We start from the raw sequence: 19,090 nt of genomic DNA on the forward strand, positions 1-19,090 counted from the left end.
TTTATATAACCGTCTCTAAGCGTTATGATCGCCAAAATGATTTGTACATAAAATCTTTAGGAATAATTTGGGTAGTCCGACAATAAGCGCCAGTTCTCGCTACTCCCTATGCGTTAAACTGGAACTGCACTCAGTCTTGTCTTGGAGGGGGATCGTCATTGAACAAGTTTGATGTCATCATGATTGGCAGTGGCCATAACGCACTGATTGCGGCTGCTTATTTGACACGTGCGGGAAGAAGCGTCCTATTATTGGAGAAGAACGATCGCCCGGGCGGATTTTTGCGTACGGAAGAGCTGACATTGCCAGGGTTCAAGCATGATGTATATTCCGCTGCTCACCCTCTTTTCCTAACCGGCCCTGCATACGCGGATTTCAGAACAGAACTCGAAGCACGGGGCTTGCATTACGTGAATACGGATCTGCCCACCGGTGTTTCTATGGAGAGCGGGGAAACGGCCGTCTTCGCACGGTCAGCCGAAGAGCTCGCGCTCGAAGCCGAACGTCTGGCGCCAGGCGATGGGGCTGTGCTTGGCCGCATGTTCGAAGCATTTACGCCCTATGCCGGAGATGTATTCGAATTATTCAACTTAGACTTATCCAGCCAGCAGGCTACCGAGATTATACATAAGCTGCTATATGACAAACGAGTCGGAGGCAAAAGCTTAACTACCTTCGCCCCTTCACTCTTCTCGACGGCCCGGAATGTCGTCAGCGAATTCAAGTCGCCGGTTATGCGCGCCATGTTGGCTTCTTGGGTCACGCATTTAGGACGCACACCTGACGAAATCGGCAGCGGGATCTGGGTGCCGCTCACCTCGATGGCGCTAATGGGCGGCGGAATGCCAATACCCGCTGGAGGAAGCGAGCAGCTGGCAGTGGCATTATCTCGGTTAGTGCAGGATCAAGGCGGCAAGATCATGACAGGAACGATGGTCAAGAAGATTATCGTGAAGCATGGTAAAGCTGTCGGCGTTCGTACAGCAGGTGGCGAAGAGTTTCACGCGAAGGATGCCGTTGTCGCCTCTACCGGACCGGACCAGTTGTTCTTGTCGCTGTTGTCCAATACTGAAGTCAACCCTCAGATCCGAGCTGAAGCTCAGCGATTCCGCTATGGACGAGGCTGCGTTCAGATCCATCTCGCACTCAGCGAAGCACCGAAGTGGCCGGATGGGCGATTTAATCGCGTAGGCCAGCCTCACTTAACGGATGGACTTGACGGCTTTACTCAAGCTATTGCACAAGGGATGGCTGATCTGCTCCCGGCCAAACCGACGTTCACGGTAGATTGCTCAACGAACCTTGATCCTTCCCGAGCTCCGGCCGGCAAAGCCATTATGCGTCTTCAAGTTCTGGAAGTTCCATGTCGTCCCCGCGGCGATGCTGCTGGACTAATAGTTGTCGGTGACGGAACATGGACGACTGACCTTACCGAACGTTTCGCAGAACGCGTAATAGCCGTCGTCAGCAAGCATATTCCGAACATTCCGGACGCCATTATCGGCAAATCCGTCGTAACGCCGGATACCATCGCTCGCTTTAATCCGAATTCCGGACCCGGCGACCCTTACGGCGGTTCCCATGATTTCGCACAAAGCTACCTGTTCCGCCCGCTCCCATCCCAACCCAGCCACCAAACAGCAATTCCGAATCTGTACATGCTTGGCGCAGCCACATGGCCGGGACACGGCATAAACGGCGGATCGGGCTATATTGTGGCGCAGCAATTATTAGCTCAAGATGTGCATGTATAAGAGCTTAGCTAAAGTGCGCTTATGACTTAGCTCCTTGGAGGTTCGAGTAAAATTGTTGCAAAAAATGCAACAATTTCTGTTCCGATTGGTCGATTATGACTTAATGTTGCACTAAAGGCATCATTTTAAGATAGATTGGCATATTGGCGGCTGGTGGTGGAAATATTGTTGCATTAAAGGCAACATGTCCTTAATTCGGCTGACTTTTGTGGCTTAATGTTGTATTTAAGGCATCATTTTCAGTTCGTGTGAGCTAAAGTAGCGAATCGCCACCATCTCCCTGCCGTGAGAGTCGGAGAATCCGACTCTCACTCGTATATTCACTGAAAAATAATGCTGAGAGTCGGAAAATCCAACTCTCAGCGTCCAAAGCCGTCCACCATCACCATTGCCACACCTCGAGAGTAGGAAAATCCGACTCTCAATCGTAAAATCACCGAAAAATAATGCTGAGAGTCGGAATATCCGACTTTCAGCGGCCAAAGCCACCGCCCACCACCACCACCACACAGAGTCGGATTCCCCTACTCTTAATCATTAAATAACTGACCTGCGCGTGAGAGAGTGAGAGAGTGAGTGAGTGATTGAGTGTGTGTGTGTGTATCTGTGGGCGTGTGGGCGTGTGGGCGTGTGGGCGTGTATGCGTGTGTGAGTGTGTGTGAGTGAGTGTGTGTGTGTGTGTGTGTGTACGTGTGTGTGTGCGTGTGTGTGTGCGTGTGTGTGAGCGTGTGTTTTGAATTCGAAAGTCGAACTCTCAGCGCCGAAACCGTGAAGAAATGAAGCTAAGAATTCAGAAAACGTACTCTCAGAGGCCGAACTATTCACCCTACCCGCGCGTGAGCGAATGAGAATCCGATAATCGAACTCTCACCGTGGTATTCACATTAAGTCGAGGCTGATAGTTCAGAAAACGAACTTTCAGCCTCGAAGAGCGGTTGGTAGAAGCAAGCACTAGAAAGGGGCTATCCGATGCGTCATCGATGATGACGCAGGATAGCCCCTTTCGATATGCTTCAAACTTCCCTTTCAAGCTCAACGAACGCAGTGAACCTCCCTATTGGGAAGGTTTCTTTGTTTGCATGACCATGAACCCTACTCAATCCCGCTCTCGAGGTCCGCCATGTTTGTCATGCCCCTTCGGGGGGCGCTCCTCGTCTTTCTTTCCATGGTCTTTCTTTGGCCCTCCATGTCCTGGTCCTTTATCTGGACCTTGACCCGGTCCTTTATCTGGCCCTTTACCCGGCCCCTTATCTCCTGGCTTATGGTCCTTGTCCCGATCATCAGCTTTCGGCGGTTTACCGGGCTTCTTGACTCCGCCCCCAGGCGCTTTCGGGAAGGCAAGGACCGGTTCGCCTTTCAGCGCCTCGCCCATCAGCTCCCGGAATACAGCCGCGGCGGCCTTTGAAGTTGTAGTCAGATAATGCTGCGCATCCGTATGATCGTATCCCAGCCATACGGCACCGACCAACTGCGGGGTATAGCCGACAAACCAGTTATCTTTGATACCTTCGCCCCCGGTTCCCGGCATTTCGGTTGTGCCAGTTTTACCGGCGACGCGGCGACCTTCAAGTGATGCTGCCTCGCCCGTTCCTTCCTGTACGACACCTTCCAGCATTGCGGTCATCGTACGTGCAACGGAAGCGTCGGTCGTCTTTACCCCTTCATCATCAGCTGCTTCCGCCAGCACTTCACCTTCTGCTGATTCAATGCTAATAATCGAATGCGCAGGCATGCGAACCCCGTCATTGGCGAATACGCCGAAAGCTTCAGCCATCGTTAGCGGCGAAACGCCTTCTTGCAGTCCGCCCAATGCGAGTCCGAGTGTTCTGTCCTCTTCTTTGAGCTCAATCCCGAAGCGCTCTGCCGCCTCCATCCCGGCGTCAATACCCATCTCATTCAATAACCGCACCGCCGGGATATTGTACGAATTTACGATCGCATCGTAAATGGATACTTCTCCGTGGTAGCCCCCTCCGGCATTCTTTGGTTCATATCCACCGAATGCTACGGGCTCGTCAAGCAGCGTATCTTCCGGACGATAGCCTTGTTCGAAAGCAGGCGTATACACGGAAATCGGCTTCATCGTGGAACCGGGCTGTCGCTTCAGCTGCACGGCGCGGTTAAATCCACGGAAAGGCTGCTGCCCTCTTCCGCCAACTAGTGCCCTAATTCCGCCATCACGCGGATCGACCAATACCGAACCACTTTGAATTAGCTGGTCAGCCACGCTATTGGGAAACACCGAGTTCTTCGAATAAACCTGTTCTGCAGCCTGCTGCATTTTCGTATCCAACGCGGTATGGATCCGCAATCCTCCGTGCAGAATTTCATTCTCGGTCAACCCGTACAAGGCGCCCGCTTCTCGAATGATTTGATCCACATAATACGGGTACTTAATACCTTCACCTCGGTTTGGCTTGGAGCTTCCGAGTTTAATTGGTTCATGGATGGTCTTATCAAACGTAGTTTGACTTATCTTTCCTTGATCCTTCATAAGTTGAAGTGCAATGTTACGGCGTTCTAGAGCCTTATCGAGATGCTTGAACGGCGAAAGCGCCGAAGGGGCTCTAATGATGCCAGCAAGCAGCGCCGACTCTGAAAGCGTCAAGTTCTCAACCTTCTTGCTGAAGTAAGTCTCTGCCGCGCGTTTAATTCCCCAAGCCCCTTCGCCAAAATAAATTTGGTTGAGGTACATCTCCATAATGTGCTGCTTATCGTATTGGCCTTCGATTTTCTTGGATAAGAGGACTTCGTTCCATTTCCTTCCCCACGTTCGATCATGCGTCAGAAAGACATTCTTAGCCAGCTGCTGCGTGATCGTACTCGCTCCCTGTACGGTCTGTCCATTCGTTAGGTTGGTCATCAGCGCACGACCGATCCCCCATAGGTCAGTTCCATCATGTTCGAAGAAGCGCTTATCTTCAACCGCAACGACCGCATCGACGAGATGTTTCGGCAACTGCTCGAATTGGACCGGTTCAATGGTATTGAGCGATATTCGGCTTGCTTCTTTGTCATCCTGATCATAAATAATCGTTGCTGCCGGAAGCGGCTTTGCCAGCAAAGTAATATCCTGTTTATTGACCAGTATGCCGAAGGTGGCCCAGCCCAAAGCAACAACCACGATACCTGTCAGTATGATTGCTAATAATATCTTTCTCCACGACAGTCGTACTGTCGATCTCTCTTTGCTTCTCGGTTTCATATCCTTCTCCCAACCTCTTCCTATCCTGCCTTGCCTCAGATAGTAGTTCGTAGAGAGAAGCGAATTTCAGGTGGTTCAACCGATATTCATTCGTTTTTTTATTCCACTGCTTTCTTCTTGATCGGGCAATAAATCGCGATTTCATTTCGTTCATCATCTGTTTCTCGCGTTGTCTTCTCATCATATCGCTCCAAATAATACGATACATCGTCATACTCATAGCCATTCTCGGCAAGCCATTGCGATGTGAAATCGTAGGCTGTAACGAGCTTGCTGGCAGCCCCACGATAGTAGGTAACAGAATACAATCGAGGCAAGAGGTGAAGATGGACCATGCCCTGAGGTACGTTAGCCAGAGGTTCCACTTCATAACAACAGTAGAAATCTAGAAGGCCGTCGTTCCCTTTATAATTCGGAGGCGTGATTCCATAAGTCACTTCACGATTTCTGATATTCGCAATTTCATTGCTTCTCTCTACGACCTCTTGCAGCGCCGAACTAACAGCACTCCCTAAATTCGTCATGAGACTGCTTGCCCTTACTCCAACATAAGATGCAATTGCATTTGTTTGAACGATTTCTATCTTCATATAAACACCTCATTTTGCGTTATATTTACAACATTTCTGGAGCTCGATAACGATTCCTGCCCTAATGAAAACAATATTTTTCCATATTCACTGTAACGATTCCAAGCCATAGCGGATATTCTATATAGTCAAATGACTATTCCAACATCATGGAGGTTACCTAATGAATCGTGGATTTTTCCCTGGAGGCGGATTTGGTGGTGGATTCGGCCGTCGCCCGTTCTTCCGCCCGTTTCCCCATCCTTTCTTCCCAGGACGTTTCTTATTTCCTTTCTTCTCCTTCTCGCCATTTTTCTTCCCATTCTTTCGAGACGGTCAATCGGATGACATGGTTTTCGCACAGTACCAAGTTCAAGCGGGGGACACATTCGCCTCGATCGGCCACAAATATAACATCCCGATGGCAATCTTGGAGGAAGCGAACCCTCAGCATAAGAATCCGAACCAATTGAACGTAGGCGAAATGATCGTCATCCCACGTATATCCAATATGGTTTGTCATAAAACCTATTCCGAGATGGCACATCAGCCGTCTGAAGTTCAGAAATAAAGACATCCATTCTTCATTACGCCGATGAAATTCAATAAGCCCTCGGATCCGCAGCGATTGCGAATCAGAAGGCTTTTTCTGTGCCTGAATATCCCTACATTATTCTGGAAACTATACCAAGTGACCCTAATACTTCCAGCAAACATCACTTCTTAGGAGACCAGGTAATGGATAATTTCTTGCACGCCAAACTAAAAGAAACCGAATTGAACTGTGATATGAAAGTGAAACCACTGCAGCTTGGCTCGGATTGTTTGTGGCTCAATTACTTTGAATCCATCGTGAATTATCAAGAAACGATCAACTATATTTGGAGTTCCGGCATTACTTCCGCAGACTCCTTCCAAGACATCTGTATTCGATTAGCAGGCAAAGAATTGTCCTCAGAAGATATGAATAATCTCGATCAAAGCCTGGTTGTACTTATAGCTACCGATGGAGAACGTGCATTCAGCTTTAAAGGAAAGTTGCAAACCCTGACTAGAGCCATTGATATGCCCAATAGTGAAACTTTGCCCTACGGTCCGGCAGTATCATTCATGGAATCAATAAATACAAATATCGGACTCTTACGTAATGCGATCAAATCCCCTTACTTAAAAACGGAAGGTTTCACTTTTACCGGTGCACTCACAAAGGATACATCTTTAGTCTACCACTCCAATTGCGTCGACAAAGAGCTGCTGAATCAACTAAGAACTTGTTTGCAGAAAGCATCCGCATCAGGCAAGGAGCTGCAAAACGGACAAGACCTGATCAAAGTACTCGGTTGCAATCGTTTCGACATCCTCCCTCCTTTCTGTAAAACAGAAATTCCGGCCCAAGCGCTCGCTTCCATCTTGAAGGGCAGAGTCCTATTGTTGGTTGATGGAGAACCGGTTGCTTATGTGCTTCCTCTAATATTCAGCGATTATATTGCTCTGGCATGGGATAAGAATCATCCATTCCTCGTCATGATGGGTCTACGATTAGTGCGTTTGCTCAGCATTGGCATCTCACTCTTGACTCCTGCACTCTATGTAGCTGTCGTCTCCGTCAATCCGGAAGCGTTACGCAACGAACTCGCGCTCAACATTGCTACCAGCCGAACCGGAATCCCTATACCTACGTTTCTAGAAATCTTAATATTAATGATTGTCAGCGAAATCACGTTTGAAGCTACGCAGAGGTTGCCCAAAGTTATGGCTTCAACCGTTACCCTTACCAGCGGCATCGTCCTCGGAACAGCAATTGTCGACGCTAAGCTCGTGAGCAGTCTTGTCATCATCGTAATCTCGATCACGGCAACGGCCAACTTTGCCTTTCCCAATTACTTGAACTCTTTTACCATTCGAATCTTGAGAATTGGCATCCTCGTGCCTGCGGGAATGTTTGGTGTTTTCGGCGTATTCGGCGGCTTTATCGCCATCTGTTTCTATGTCAGTGGAATCGAACGCTTCGGTGTTCCATTTATGAGTTTCCTAAGCTCCAGGAGGCTGGGGAAAACCTAAGTACGAATAAACAGATAGGGGTGGAGCTGATGATCTATCGATTGAATGCTATTGTGACAATCCCATTATTTGTATTCGTCACTCACTGCAGTATTATATTTCTGTTATTCCCCAAAGCCATGCTGCGAACTACGATGCATGGACATTGGGAACCCTCATTGTTAAATATGCTTATCGAGCTAATCCTTCTGCTTTTTCTACTGAGAGGAATCAGCAAAGCCGGAGAAATGGATTATGCGGATTTATTCCTTCCACTTGGCCGATTCGCCAGCTCTCTTCTATTGCTCCCACTTATCCTGTATTTACTGCTCATCGGAATTATGGGAACGCGTGGCTTTGTTGAACTCATGCAAATTGTTTTCGTTATCCGATCGCCATTATATGCGTTATTGCTATTTCTCTGCTTTATTACTTACGTCGGCTCATCCATTGGTCCACGCGGTATCTTGAGGGCAAGCACGCTATTGTCCTTGTTATATCTGCCAGCCATTTTTTTTGCTTTATTGGGCTGCATGAAAAACTCTAGATTACAGAATCTGTTCCCAATCATGAATACAAGCTTTGATTTCATGCAGCAGGGAAAGTTTCTCGTCCCTTTATTCTCGATCTGCCCTTTCCTCTTACTTGGTATGCTGCCTCCTGTGATCAAAGTAAAGATCAAGCCCATTTTACTTACAATGGTACCCATAACGATCGTTTATGTGGCGATCGTTTACGTTCCAATCCTGGTTTATGGGGTCAACGCTGCTTCTCTGATGAATTATCCGCTCGTAACAAGTATTGACTCGGTCAACATTACTTGGACCTTATTTAATCGAATTGCGATATTTTATGCCGTTGCCTTGCTCGCTTTTGTCATGTTAACTACATCCTTTGTGCTCTGGTCCTCTGCCGTATTAGTAAGAAAGATGGTGCCGGCTTGGAAGGAATCTTATATCCGGCCTTTCCTCTGTTTATTTATTTTTGTTGTTGCCATATGGATTCCTAACTGGAACACGTACGTGGATATCTACACTAGAGATATTTGGTTCCGATTGTTTGTCTTTGTAGTCATCCCTATTGCAGTCTACATACGAGGCGGCTACGTTCAACGGGGAGGAAAGAAAGAAGGGATTCGATAACGATGCGCAGGCTATATACGGGAGCTATACTTATCGTTTGTGCTGCACTATTAACCGGCTGTTGGGATATCAAGGACCTCAATCACAGGGTTTTACCGATCGTCATGGGTATTTCATATGGTACGTCACATAAATACAGAGTTCACATTCAAGTACCGCTGCCTGAAAAAAATCGGATTATTTCCGAGGTCTATTACAAAGAAGCGGATACAATCAGTAAAGCCCTTACAGATATCGATACCGACATTGAAGCTGGTATCGACTATATGCATGTCCAATTAATTGTAATCGATCGCAAGGTTGCGGAGGATGGCATAGAAGATGAAGTTGCCTTCATCATTCGAAGCGAGCAGATTCCAAGCAAAGTGCTTCTAGCCATCACTTCCGATAATATCAAAACCCTTCTCACTCACACAGGGAAAGTGCTTCAAAACCAAGAAAGCGCACTCATTAATTTTTTCAATAAAAATGCCGGTTGGAGTCCCGAGATCAATTTAGCCTTCGTTTGGAGCACCTTCGCTGCGATTCATTCGGATACGGAAGACATCTCCATCCCAATTCTCCGTTCAGGCAAATCGACGATGCTGGAATTCATGGGATCAGCCGTGATGTCGAAAGGTCGGATGAAAGGCGTAATTCAGAAGGAACAATCCTTATTGATTAACTTGTATAAAGAATTGTTTGAAGGCACTGTAGTTCAAACAGCCGGTCCTACAAGTGTTGCAATTGTCGGATGCAAAAACAAGCTGCATACGGATTGGAATGGGCAGCATCCGCGATTACGAATGAATATGCGGCTCTCCTTACACTTAATCGAAAATAACAGCGAACTCAGTAATCGAGAAATTGAAGAAGCATTTTCAAACGATATCAAGAAACGATATGAAGAACTATTTCATCAATTATTGCTGCTTGAATCCGATGCTTTAGGTACAGGGCAATATTTTAGAAACAAGCTTCCCTTTAATCAGCTGCCGGAGTGGCGGGAGAAGTATTATCCCCAATTAGAAACCGATATCCGTGTCGTTTCTAATATTAGAAACAGCGGGGATATAACAAGTAATTAGGTCGTGGTTGCCGTTCTCCTTAGCGCGTGAGTCATGTTTCCAGGTTCATTTCAACCACTTTCCTTGCATAAGCAGCAAAGGATTCGATATGCTCCGGACTTCGATCTATTGCCCACCTGAGCTTATCGAATGCTCTAAGCAGCATCAACGGCTTCAGATTAGTAAGGTCATCAAGCCGTTGCCCATACCCTTCAAGAAAGGCATCCAATTCCTCCGCATTTGGACCGTCGCCTATCAAGATCCCTTGCATAGCTTGAATAATGTCTCCGTCAGGTACGACATGAACCTCCGCGCTGCCCCAATCCAGTAATCGAACTTGTCCTTCTGAATTGACCATCATATTCTTCAATGAAAGATCGCCGTGGTTTAACCCGAATCGATAAGCGGTTCGCTTCACTGCCTCGAATATCTCTCTTACTCTCACCGATTCTGCCTGCGAGATGACGCCAAGATCAATTAGCCGATCATGCTCTGTCAAGCTGTTTATATTATATTGCACATACCCCTGCCAGCTGCCGTCAGACCCTGGGTGAGGTGGTGATTTGAATTCACCGGCGCTCGGATCGAACAGCTCTTCTCCGAAGCCCTTCACATCAATGGCATGTATCCGTTTGACATAAGCGCCAAGTTGCCGCCAAACTTCCGGTTTATGAGCCATGCTGTCTAACCCGTTGTCGCCTTCGACGAAAGATTGAATCATATAGGCGTATTCTCCGGCAATGCCGATGGCCAACACTTTCGGACCGGGTACGCCAACCAAAGCAGCTTGCTCCATGCACCATTGTTCTTTGAGGTAGATGGGATATTCAGATAACTTATTCATGCGGACGACGACTTTATGAGTTGCTGTCTCGACTACGCAGACTTGGTTGATCAACCCTTTGCCTAAGATCTGGTACGAAGATTTCACTTGGTCTTGCAAATAATCGACTGCTAATCGTTCCGCTTGTTGTAGAATCAAGTTCTCCATGGCAGCTTTCAGCGAATCCTCCTTCAATCCTCTCAGTCTCCTTCTTGGCAGCTGTCTATTAAACGCAATGACGTGGAGAAAGTTGCAAATGAAAAAAAAGACCACCGGACAATCGTCCGGCAGTCGTTGTAAATTGAAGTTTATTTCTCAGAAGGAGCCGGATGAGCTTTCAAGTAAGCGACCGCATTATTGATTGCTTCCGTTGCTTCTCCATGTGTAATCTCGCTCTTCGGATTGAAGCTGCCATCGCTGCTTAGTTTCACGATGCCATAGCTGAGCGAGCGCTGGATAGCACCGGAATTAACGACGTCGATTTGGTCCGCATCCTTGATATCGGTAACGACAACATTGATCATTGGCAGCTTGCCTGCTTCTTCAACTGCTTTAACGAGCTGCGTAATAAAGGCTTCACGCGTAAATGCTGCGCTCGGATCTGCATCCTCGCTAAGGGATGGTGTTACTCCGATTGCATCGCCGATCATCTCGTTGCCTTGCTCGATGGATACTTTGCTGTTAGCATCGATCGGGGCTGCATGAGCTTTCAAGTAAGCAAGTGCATTGTAGATTTCAACGGCTGCTTCCGAACGCGTAATGATCACTTTCGGATTCACTTTGCCGTCTTCGCCAAGTTTAATGACACCGTAGTTTAGTGCACGCGTGATTGATCCGGAGTACTCGATCGTAATTTGGTCTTGGTCCGCGATATCTACGACAACCGGTTTGATCATCGGCAATTTGCCCGTTACTTCAATCGCGTGGATCAGCATATGCGTGAATTCCTCACGCGTTAATTGTTTGTTCGGATTCAGGTCCTTCGGCAGTTCAAGGTTGTTGACGGCAGCAATGATCAACGCGTCTGCGTACCAAGCTTTATCGTTTGCATTCACGAAATAATCAGTCGCTTTCGGTTCTTTGAAGAATCGAACCAGATCCAGGTTCAAATTCAGCGCATTCACGATGAGCTGAACGCCTTGAGCCGCTGTCATCGTACCATGCGGTGCAAATTGATCGGCCGAAATCCCTTTGATCAAGCCGCGCTGCTGCAAGGAAATAATCTCGTTCTTCGCTGTGCTATTGCCCAAATCCGTGAAACCGGAAGTTGCTGCGAAGCTTTGGCTTGCAAAAGTAAATACCATAGCGGCTGCTGCTGCAGTTAATGTGATCATTTTGAATGTTTGTTTCATGTTCGTTCACCTCATGGAGTATATTGGCTTTCAGATAAGGTAGACGAGCATGCATTGAAAAAGGTTACAGTGAGTAATCTTTTTTCTTTGTTAAGGTTTTGTAAATACATCAATCGCCGCAATCTCTACCTCTCTATACAATGGCCCGTTTGCATTAGAATAATGCCGGTTTCAATGTCCACGTCTGAAGCTGAGCTAAGCGAATGAGATTGGGCACTTTCAGATCAGGAGGAAACGGACTCCACTGCGGCCCCCAATTCTCATCTGTCCTGGCATGCTCCTTCGACTTCAACACGCCGGAAACGATCGCAATGCGATCTTCATCCCGATAATCGTTAGCGATAATGCTTGCCAATGTACAGGTAAGATCAACGGGATTGATGCGGTACCCGGCTACCGTGAAATAATCCGGCAACTGTTTGTATGCCAACAGTCTGGGATACTCCTCGGAGATTGCCTTCTTGATGTCCGCAACCCGAACAGCTTCGGATGGATCACTTTGCGTTTCATTTTCCGGGCCGTAGATAAGTTCAGGGATTAATTCTTGTCCAAGCAGATAACGACAAAACAAAGCGTGTATTTCAGAAGCAGACAAAGAGTAATCGCGATAAACGGTATAGTTCAACTCATCCGAGAGTCCTGCCGCAATCGCCCGGACATCCGAAGGGTGCAATGGATTCCGATTGGACTTCTCCATCTCCAGCGCTACTGCCGAAGTGATATAGTTCACATTGGATTTTGTACGCGTATAATCAATGAATGCACCCAACATCTCGATATAGCGCTCCATCTCTCCTGCCTGTCTAAGTGGAGCCGGCTGCCATTGATCAGGCGGCGTATTGTGACCTTGATTGTAATTCACGCCGTCCCAGAAACCCGTGCATGCGAATTCACATGGATGATAATAAATGCTAATGAAGCTTTCTTGATCTTGTATAGAGAGCTCATCATACAGCCGGTCGAATAATGCCATGCCCTCTTCCAGACCGTCTGCCTTTAATTCCATTCGCATAATGCCAGGCATATCGGTGAGATTGAGCAACCCGCCGTACCAAAACGGGTTATGATCCAGCGTAATCTGATCATGTACGTCCAAATAAACCGGTATTCCCCACTTTCGAAGTACGGGAAAAGTCTGCGGTGCCCATGAGTAACCTGCTTGGCCATAACACTTGCTTGTTTGTCCCGTAATTCGCGTCACATCCGCTAGCCCAGCTCGTTCTCGCAAGTCAAATTCCTCAGCGCCATCCGCAAATCCGAAATGCTCCAAATATTCGCTGACCGTAGGATGAACGCTATGCCAATCTGTATGATAGCCGATTTCATGTTGTGCCAGCTGCTCTATAATATCAAGCCGGTTGTTTCGCTCCAATTTACGTGCTTTCTCGCCGACAATCTTGAATATTCCCTTCACGCCGCGCTTATTTAACATCTGTACTACCGCTAGTAAGGCATCTTCGGACTCTTTGGTAATATAGTCTTCCGTATCGAACCACAGCATGACATGAACGTTGGCCATCGCAAATTCCTCCCTATCCATTCACTGCCTAAGTAACAAATGACTTAACGACACGTTTCGGAGCAACCAGACTCCACGCCTTGAAGAGCAGACTCTTCAGTTCATTCGGATCCACGAGTTCAAGTTGGATGATGACATAATTCAGTGTCGCGTATTTCGGAGGAACCTGATAAACGGCAGGATCCATTGTCGTGTAGGCTGCTCGATCGTCTGCCGTTAATTTGACAAGCAACGATACGCCATCAGGCTGAATGACGGCATATATTTTATTTCTCACGCGAAAGGAAGGCTTGCCCCAGTGGTCGACTTCGTCCGTTTCAGGTAAAGAAAGCGCATAACTTCTAATTTGATCCTCGGTTATCAAGGTAATCGCCTCCTGTTGTCTATGTTCGCCATATCGTGCCGTTCCCCTCTTGCTCACAACAAAAAAAGACCCGCGAGCTTCGCGGATCTTCCATAACCCTCTCCATCTTCTATGCCTCTTGCAGGACGCCGCTCTCTTCAATCGGCAGGATCAAATCAACCGTTGTTCCTTGATTAAGCTGGCTTGCAATATGGAGCGTTCCTCCGTGTGCTTCAATAATTTTATGACATACCATGAGTCCGAGGCCCGTCCCCTTCTCCTTCGTCGTGTAGAAAGGCTCGCCTAACATCAACAATCGCTCTTCCGAGATGCCGCAGCCGTTATCGATGAAGCGGACCCTAATTTGCTGATCCACGACTTTCATCTGAATGAGGATGCTGCCTCCGCTTGTCATGGATTCAATCGCATTTTTGAGAATGTTGATAAAGACCTGTTTTAATTGATTCTGCTGACAGCTGATCATCGGAATATCATCCGCGATTTCAGCGAGAATTTGTACGTTACTGAGGGTAGCTTGCGTTTCGAGAAGCGAGATCACTTCATAGTAAATTTGCCGTACGTCTCTAACTTCAAAGCTCAGAGCTTGTGGTTTGGCGATGACGAGAAATTCGCTGACGATATCATTGATGCGATCCAATTCCGACAACATAATCTGCAAATATTCTTGATTCATATCTTCTTTAGCTTGAAACAATTGAACGAACCCGCGAAGCGACGTTAACGGATTTCGAATCTCATGCGCTACTCCGGCAGCAAGCTGACCGACTACGGACAGCTTCTCGGATTTAATCAATAACTCTTCGGTCCGTTTCCGTTTGGTAATGTCTTTGGCAATGCCATAGACACCTTCGATTTTGTCATGGATGATAATCGGAACCATCTTCAAATTCAAATCAATTGGATGACCGGATTTATGGCGAATCGCAATTTCAATGCTAGTGGACTCACCGAGTAAAGCTTCCTTGAATAAATCGCAAGTCTTATCCCGGTCTTCTTCGATGATGAACTGCTTGAATTCTTGGAGGAGAAGTTCCTCAAGCGGATAACCTGTAATCTTAATGGTAGCCGGATTTACATTCGACAAACTGCCCTCGAGGTTTACGGTAAAGATCGCATCCGGATTATGATCGACAAGCGATTTATAAGCTTGTTCTTTCTCTTCCAGCATACGTTCGGCTAGTTTACGCTCCGTAATATCTTTACATAGAAGCTGCACGGCAGTTTTGCCTTGGTACTTGATGGGCACTGATCTTACTTCTACATCAATAACTTGTCCATCCATTCGTATAATTTTCTGCTCAACGGGCTCCGTCGATCTTCCCTCGACCATCACTTGCCGAACACGTTCTTGAACCTTATCAATGAAATCGGGATGAATAAAATTAACGATAGGATGACCAATGACTTCTTCCGGACTTGCAGCGCCTACTACTTTGGCTCCTGCAGGATTAATAAACACGATCTTACCGTCTCGGTGAACGGCAACCGGCTCCGGAGAATGTTCGACGATGGCGCCATAACGTTCTTCGCTCTCGGTAAGCGCCTTCTTCACTCCTTTAACCCATAAGTAGAGGATTAAGGCTGTGCTTAACACGTAGAAGATACCCTTCGTCAAATTGACTGAGATGGCATCTGACAAATGAAGCATATCTATTATTTTATCGGAGAGGATAATCCAGAGACTGCCGATTAACACATACATAATTGAAATCTTAACAGCCGAATCTGACCTTTGCACCGGTGACCGGGTTTTCATATCCATTCATCCTTAACTATATAAATTAAATTGAAACGATTCTACTGCTCGTTGATTATATCATTTATTTCTTCAAATCTTTATAGATCTTTTTACCAAGAAAAAACCAACGCTGCCTGCGCTGGTCTCCGGTGAACGTGTTGTTTAGAGGGTTGTTTGGCTAGATGGCAAGCGGCTGAAATAAGAACGGCTCTCCGTTCACATATGCACGTAATAAGGCCTGGGCATAAGGCTGTTCTTCGTTTAATCCTTCGGTTTCAAGCACATTCTCAGCATGGAAGCTGTAAGCTTCGATGATCGACATAAAAAAGAAACTTTCCAGCATCGGAATTGCAGATTCGCTCAACTGCTTTACTTTCTGATAGCCTTCTATAAATTGCTCTCGTTGGTTCGGATACAACCCCATGATCGACTGTGCGATATCATACAAATGAAACCCGAAACCGCATCTGCCGAAATCAATCGGGAACGGCTTTCCATGCTGATACACAATATTGCCGACATGTAGGTCTGCATGAATCATCCCATAATCATCGTCCCGCTCCAGCGATTCCATAAGATGAAGATGTTGGCTCACTTTTTCTGTGGCCTTCACATATAATCCGAGCGCTTCCTCCGGTGGCATTCCATTCGATATCGTAGTGCAGCAGTGCGTTAAGCGCCGCCTGTTTGGTTTGCTTAAGTGTAAGCTGCCGACTGATTTCGGTATCCACTTGAAATCCGCTATGCATAACAATCTCCTTCTCTATCGACCCTCTGAAACTAGAATCTACTATTCAAAAGTAACATTCATGCTCTTTGATGTAAACGGAAAAGTTACCAGAATCTGCATAGCTGCAACCTGCTTGGCTCATAATATTCACCGAGTGCACTTTAACAACTGGGGGATCATCTATGGTTGCCATTAGCAGCAGCGTTGAAGCGAATGAAGCTTACCTGAGAGATCATTTCGATCTTTGTTCGGATATTGTGTTTCGTCGATTTACATTAAATGATGAAACTTTGCTATTACTCGCTTATCTGGATGGCATGGCTAATGTGCAAAGCATCGAAAATAATGTGCTGAAGCCGCTAATCTTCAGCGGTTTGCCGCAAGGCATAGAACGGATCCAAACACTGGCAGCAATGCTCGAACGGGAATGGCTTCCTCTAGCGAACATTAAGACGGATGAATGTATGGAAGATCTCGTTCAACATATTTTGCATGGCAGTCTAGCAATCCTGGTAGATGGAGAAGCAGCTGCACTCCTTGCTCAGGTTCAAGAATTTGAGATGCGAAGCATTCAAGAACCGCATAAGGAGTCCACGCTGCGTGGCTCCAAGGAAGGTTTTGTTGAGAATATCCGTACCAATACTTCATTAATTCGGCGCAGGATCATTCATCCGCAGCTGAAGATGGAATCGTTCACGATCGGGGAGTACACGCAAACCGAAGTCGTCCTCACTTACGTGCAAGGCTTAGCTTCCGAGAAGGTTTTGGCTGAAGTGAGAGCGAAGCTTGCGAAGATCGAGATTAACGGCGTCATCGATTCCGCCTATATCGAAGAATGGATCGAGAATAATTCCTTCTCCCTCTTCCCGCAAGTTCAGAATACGGAACGACCGGATATCGTGACCGCAAGTTTATTGGATGGGAAGGTCGCGCTTCTCACGAACGGAACTCCCTTCGCTCTTATCCTTCCCATTACGTTCTGGTCAGGTCTCCAATCCGCGGATGACTATTTCGAGCGATTCGTCTTTATCATCCTAACCCGAGTAGTTAGATATATCATGACCTTCATTTCATTTGCTTTACCTGCCATCTATGTCTCCCTCTCGACGTTCCATCCGGAGATGATTCCAAGCAATCTTATGATCGGCATTGCGACTGCCCGGGAAACCTCTCCTTTTCCAACCGTTATCGAAGTCTTCATCATGATGTTTATTTTTGACGGCTTGCAAGAAGCCGGCGTCCATCTTCCCAATCAGCTTGGCCCTGTAGTCAGTATCATCGGAGCGCTGGTTGTCGGACAAGCTGCCGTTGAAGCCGGCATCATCTCTACGCCGATCATCATTGTCATTTCCTTAACGGGGATCGCTGCTTATACGATTCCCAGATATAGCGCTACCCTTCCTTTTCGTATCATTCGCTACATGATGCTGTTTATTTCCGGCGCACTTGGCTTCGTAGGTTTCGCTTTCGGCATTATTTTCTTGTTGATCCATATGGTCATGCTGGAATCCTTCGGAACCCCATACTTAAGTCCGGTCGCCCCTTTCGATCGCAAACGAATAAGAGATCTGATCATTCGATACCCATTCTGGATGAAAAACGGACGAAATAAGAAAGGGACTCCATGATGGTTCGGTTTACACTGCTCTTGAGTGTCGCTGCCATCCTGCTGCTGTCGCTTTCCGGCTGTACAGATTTTATCGAACCTAATCAGTTAGCCATTATCTTGGGGACGGCGGTTGATCATGCCGAAGGGGATAATATTGAAATCAGCAATCAGATCGTTATTCCCTCTCAGCTTAACGGTTCCAATAAAGGCGGAGGGTCCGGCGGAGAGGATAACTATATCGTCGTATCGGCTACAGGCAGAAATGTATTCGACGCCAGTCAGAAGATCCAAGGTAAAATATCTCGCAGATTGATGACGAGTCACCGAATCTTAATTGCTGTAGGCGAAGAGTTTTTCGCCAAACACGAATTAAACAAGCTATTCGATAAGCTAGGTAGAGATCCTGCAAACAATTTAAGGGATACCATTGTTATCGTACGAGGGAGCAGCGCGAAGGAATTTCTAAAGCTCAAGCATCCCATGGAATATAATTCGAGCGTTGCGGCCGGGAAGGAAATGCAGATCAACGGGTTAGAAGGGTTTACGTCGAGACATATCGTGATCGAAAGTCTGGCGCAGGGTACTCGACCGTTTATCCCCTATATCCAGATCCAAGAAGTAGAATTAAACAGCAAGAAGAAGACGCCAATAGCTGCCGTTGCAGGCTTCGCCGTTATGGACAAGAATATGAGGATTAAAGGATTTCTGAACGCGGGTGAAGGTGCTCTGGCAATCTGGATGATCGGGAAAGGCAGTAACGGCGGTATTACAATTCCATCGAAGAATGGTAAAGGTGTCCTATCCTTTCGATTAACCCATCAGAAACGGCGAATTCACGCTGGCAATGATCCCGCGCACGTAGTGCTGACGGTAAAGGCGCAAGCGTATTTGCTCGAGAATTCAACGTCTCTCGATATGTCCAAATCAGAGAACATGGTCGCCCTTCAGCGCTATCTGAATAAGCAAATACAGAAGGAATTGCAGCAAACGATGGGGAAAATCCAGCACTTCGGACCTGATGTAATCGGAATTGGAGAGTATTTGCATCGCAAATACCCGTACTGGTGGAAAACACAGAAAGCGGATTGGGATAACAACTTCAAGAAAATCGACGTTACCATTCAAGCGAAGATTCAGCTGCGGTCAACAGGCGTGACTGGTGCACCGCTCGATTAACGGAGGAAGGTGGGCAATGAGGC

At 47.0% G+C, this 19,090-nt stretch carries 15 protein-coding genes; 7 read left to right on the forward strand and 8 right to left on the reverse strand.

Translation table 11 applies throughout. The annotated features are described in order from the left end of the window. Positions 1–158: 158 nt before the first annotated feature. Positions 159–1,754, forward strand: coding sequence for a phytoene desaturase family protein (locus BLW29_RS22125; protein WP_090983645.1), 1,596 nt, complete (start codon positions 159–161; stop codon positions 1,752–1,754). A gap of 1,096 nt (positions 1,755–2,850) precedes the next feature. On the opposite strand, the gene BLW29_RS22130 is transcribed toward BLW29_RS22125, so the two are convergent. Together BLW29_RS22130 and BLW29_RS22135 are read right to left on the reverse strand one after the other, a co-directional pair. Beyond that, positions 2,851–4,959: a PBP1A family penicillin-binding protein gene (locus tag BLW29_RS22130; RefSeq protein WP_090983647.1), complete on the reverse strand. Its 2,109-nt coding sequence runs from the start codon at positions 4,957–4,959 to the stop codon at positions 2,851–2,853. A 98-nt stretch (positions 4,960–5,057) separates the two neighbouring features. Continuing rightward, the gene (locus tag BLW29_RS22135) at positions 5,058–5,549 is read right to left on the reverse strand and encodes a GyrI-like domain-containing protein (RefSeq protein ID WP_090983649.1); all 492 of its coding nucleotides are present in this window, start codon (positions 5,547–5,549) and stop codon (positions 5,058–5,060) included. 163 nt (positions 5,550–5,712) lie between these two features. Between BLW29_RS22135 and BLW29_RS22140 the strand changes: the two genes are divergently transcribed. The 4 genes from BLW29_RS22140 to BLW29_RS22155 all read left to right on the forward strand — a co-directional run bounded on the left by BLW29_RS22140 (position 5,713) and on the right by BLW29_RS22155 (position 9,777). After that, positions 5,713–6,099 (forward strand): LysM peptidoglycan-binding domain-containing protein, encoded by a 387-nt coding sequence (locus BLW29_RS22140; protein ID WP_090983651.1) that lies wholly within the window; start codon positions 5,713–5,715, stop codon positions 6,097–6,099. A gap of 167 nt (positions 6,100–6,266) precedes the next feature. Then, a complete protein-coding gene (locus tag BLW29_RS22145) occupies positions 6,267–7,589 on the forward strand; it encodes a spore germination protein (protein WP_090983653.1) in 1,323 nt (440 codons plus the stop codon). A gap of 29 nt (positions 7,590–7,618) precedes the next feature. Further along, positions 7,619–8,710 carry a GerAB/ArcD/ProY family transporter gene (locus BLW29_RS22150; RefSeq protein WP_090983655.1) on the forward strand — a complete coding sequence of 364 codons (1,092 nt, stop codon included), beginning with the start codon at positions 7,619–7,621 and terminating at the stop codon, positions 8,708–8,710. 2 nt (positions 8,711–8,712) lie between these two features. Then, on the forward strand, positions 8,713–9,777 hold the full coding sequence (locus BLW29_RS22155) for a Ger(x)C family spore germination protein (RefSeq protein ID WP_090983657.1): 1,065 nt from the start codon (positions 8,713–8,715) through the stop codon (positions 9,775–9,777). A 31-nt stretch (positions 9,778–9,808) separates the two neighbouring features. Here BLW29_RS22155 and BLW29_RS22160 read toward each other — a convergent pair whose 3' ends face one another. The 6 genes from BLW29_RS22160 to BLW29_RS22185 all read right to left on the reverse strand — a co-directional run bounded on the left by BLW29_RS22160 (position 9,809) and on the right by BLW29_RS22185 (position 16,147). After that, positions 9,809–10,774, reverse strand: coding sequence for a phosphotransferase family protein (locus BLW29_RS22160; RefSeq protein ID WP_256208790.1), 966 nt, complete (start codon positions 10,772–10,774; stop codon positions 9,809–9,811). Between the two features lie 113 nt (positions 10,775–10,887). Next, positions 10,888–11,931 carry an S-layer homology domain-containing protein gene (locus tag BLW29_RS22165; protein ID WP_090983659.1) on the reverse strand — a complete coding sequence of 348 codons (1,044 nt, stop codon included), beginning with the start codon at positions 11,929–11,931 and terminating at the stop codon, positions 10,888–10,890. Between the two features lie 154 nt (positions 11,932–12,085). Then, a complete protein-coding gene (locus tag BLW29_RS22170; RefSeq protein ID WP_090983661.1) occupies positions 12,086–13,450 on the reverse strand; it encodes a polysaccharide deacetylase family protein in 1,365 nt (454 codons plus the stop codon). Between the two features lie 28 nt (positions 13,451–13,478). Beyond that, a complete protein-coding gene (locus tag BLW29_RS22175; RefSeq protein ID WP_090983663.1) occupies positions 13,479–13,814 on the reverse strand; it encodes an MmcQ/YjbR family DNA-binding protein in 336 nt (111 codons plus the stop codon). Positions 13,815–13,923: 109 nt separating this feature from the next. After that, positions 13,924–15,570: a PAS domain-containing sensor histidine kinase gene (locus BLW29_RS22180; protein ID WP_177186764.1), complete on the reverse strand. Its 1,647-nt coding sequence runs from the start codon at positions 15,568–15,570 to the stop codon at positions 13,924–13,926. 160 nt (positions 15,571–15,730) lie between these two features. Then, a complete protein-coding gene (locus BLW29_RS22185) occupies positions 15,731–16,147 on the reverse strand; it encodes a phosphotransferase (RefSeq protein WP_177186765.1) in 417 nt (138 codons plus the stop codon). Between the two features lie 317 nt (positions 16,148–16,464). Between BLW29_RS22185 and BLW29_RS22190 the strand changes: the two genes are divergently transcribed. Continuing rightward, positions 16,465–17,910, forward strand: coding sequence for a spore germination protein (locus tag BLW29_RS22190; RefSeq protein WP_090983669.1), 1,446 nt, complete (start codon positions 16,465–16,467; stop codon positions 17,908–17,910). After that, the gene (locus BLW29_RS22195; RefSeq protein WP_090983671.1) at positions 17,907–19,067 is read left to right on the forward strand and encodes a Ger(x)C family spore germination protein; all 1,161 of its coding nucleotides are present in this window, start codon (positions 17,907–17,909) and stop codon (positions 19,065–19,067) included. Before BLW29_RS22190 ends, BLW29_RS22195 begins: the two co-directional genes overlap by 4 nt. The last annotated feature ends 23 nt before the right edge of the window (positions 19,068–19,090 follow it).

Origin of the sequence: Paenibacillus sp. CF384 (assembly GCF_900106745.1) — a bacterium.
Classification (GTDB): Bacteria; Bacillota; Bacilli; order Paenibacillales; family Paenibacillaceae; genus Paenibacillus_Z.

Excerpts from the sequence above, each read along its gene's own strand:
- BLW29_RS22130 (WP_090983647.1), bottom strand. The coding sequence starts at position 4,959 with ATGAAACCGAGAAGCAAAGAGAGATCGACAGTACGACTGTCGTGGAGA.
- BLW29_RS22135 (WP_090983649.1), bottom strand. The coding sequence starts at position 5,549 with ATGAAGATAGAAATCGTTCAAACAAATGCAATTGCATCTTATGTTGGA.
- BLW29_RS22140 (WP_090983651.1), top strand. The coding sequence starts at position 5,713 with ATGAATCGTGGATTTTTCCCTGGAGGCGGATTTGGTGGTGGATTCGGC.
- BLW29_RS22145 (WP_090983653.1), top strand. The coding sequence starts at position 6,267 with ATGGATAATTTCTTGCACGCCAAACTAAAAGAAACCGAATTGAACTGT.
- BLW29_RS22150 (WP_090983655.1), top strand. The coding sequence starts at position 7,619 with ATGATCTATCGATTGAATGCTATTGTGACAATCCCATTATTTGTATTC.
- BLW29_RS22155 (WP_090983657.1), top strand. The coding sequence starts at position 8,713 with ATGCGCAGGCTATATACGGGAGCTATACTTATCGTTTGTGCTGCACTA.
- BLW29_RS22165 (WP_090983659.1), bottom strand. The coding sequence starts at position 11,931 with ATGAAACAAACATTCAAAATGATCACATTAACTGCAGCAGCAGCCGCT.
- BLW29_RS22170 (WP_090983661.1), bottom strand. The coding sequence starts at position 13,450 with ATGGCCAACGTTCATGTCATGCTGTGGTTCGATACGGAAGACTATATT.
- BLW29_RS22180 (WP_177186764.1), bottom strand. The coding sequence starts at position 15,570 with ATGAAAACCCGGTCACCGGTGCAAAGGTCAGATTCGGCTGTTAAGATT.
- BLW29_RS22190 (WP_090983669.1), top strand. The coding sequence starts at position 16,465 with ATGGTTGCCATTAGCAGCAGCGTTGAAGCGAATGAAGCTTACCTGAGA.
- BLW29_RS22195 (WP_090983671.1), top strand. The coding sequence starts at position 17,907 with ATGATGGTTCGGTTTACACTGCTCTTGAGTGTCGCTGCCATCCTGCTG.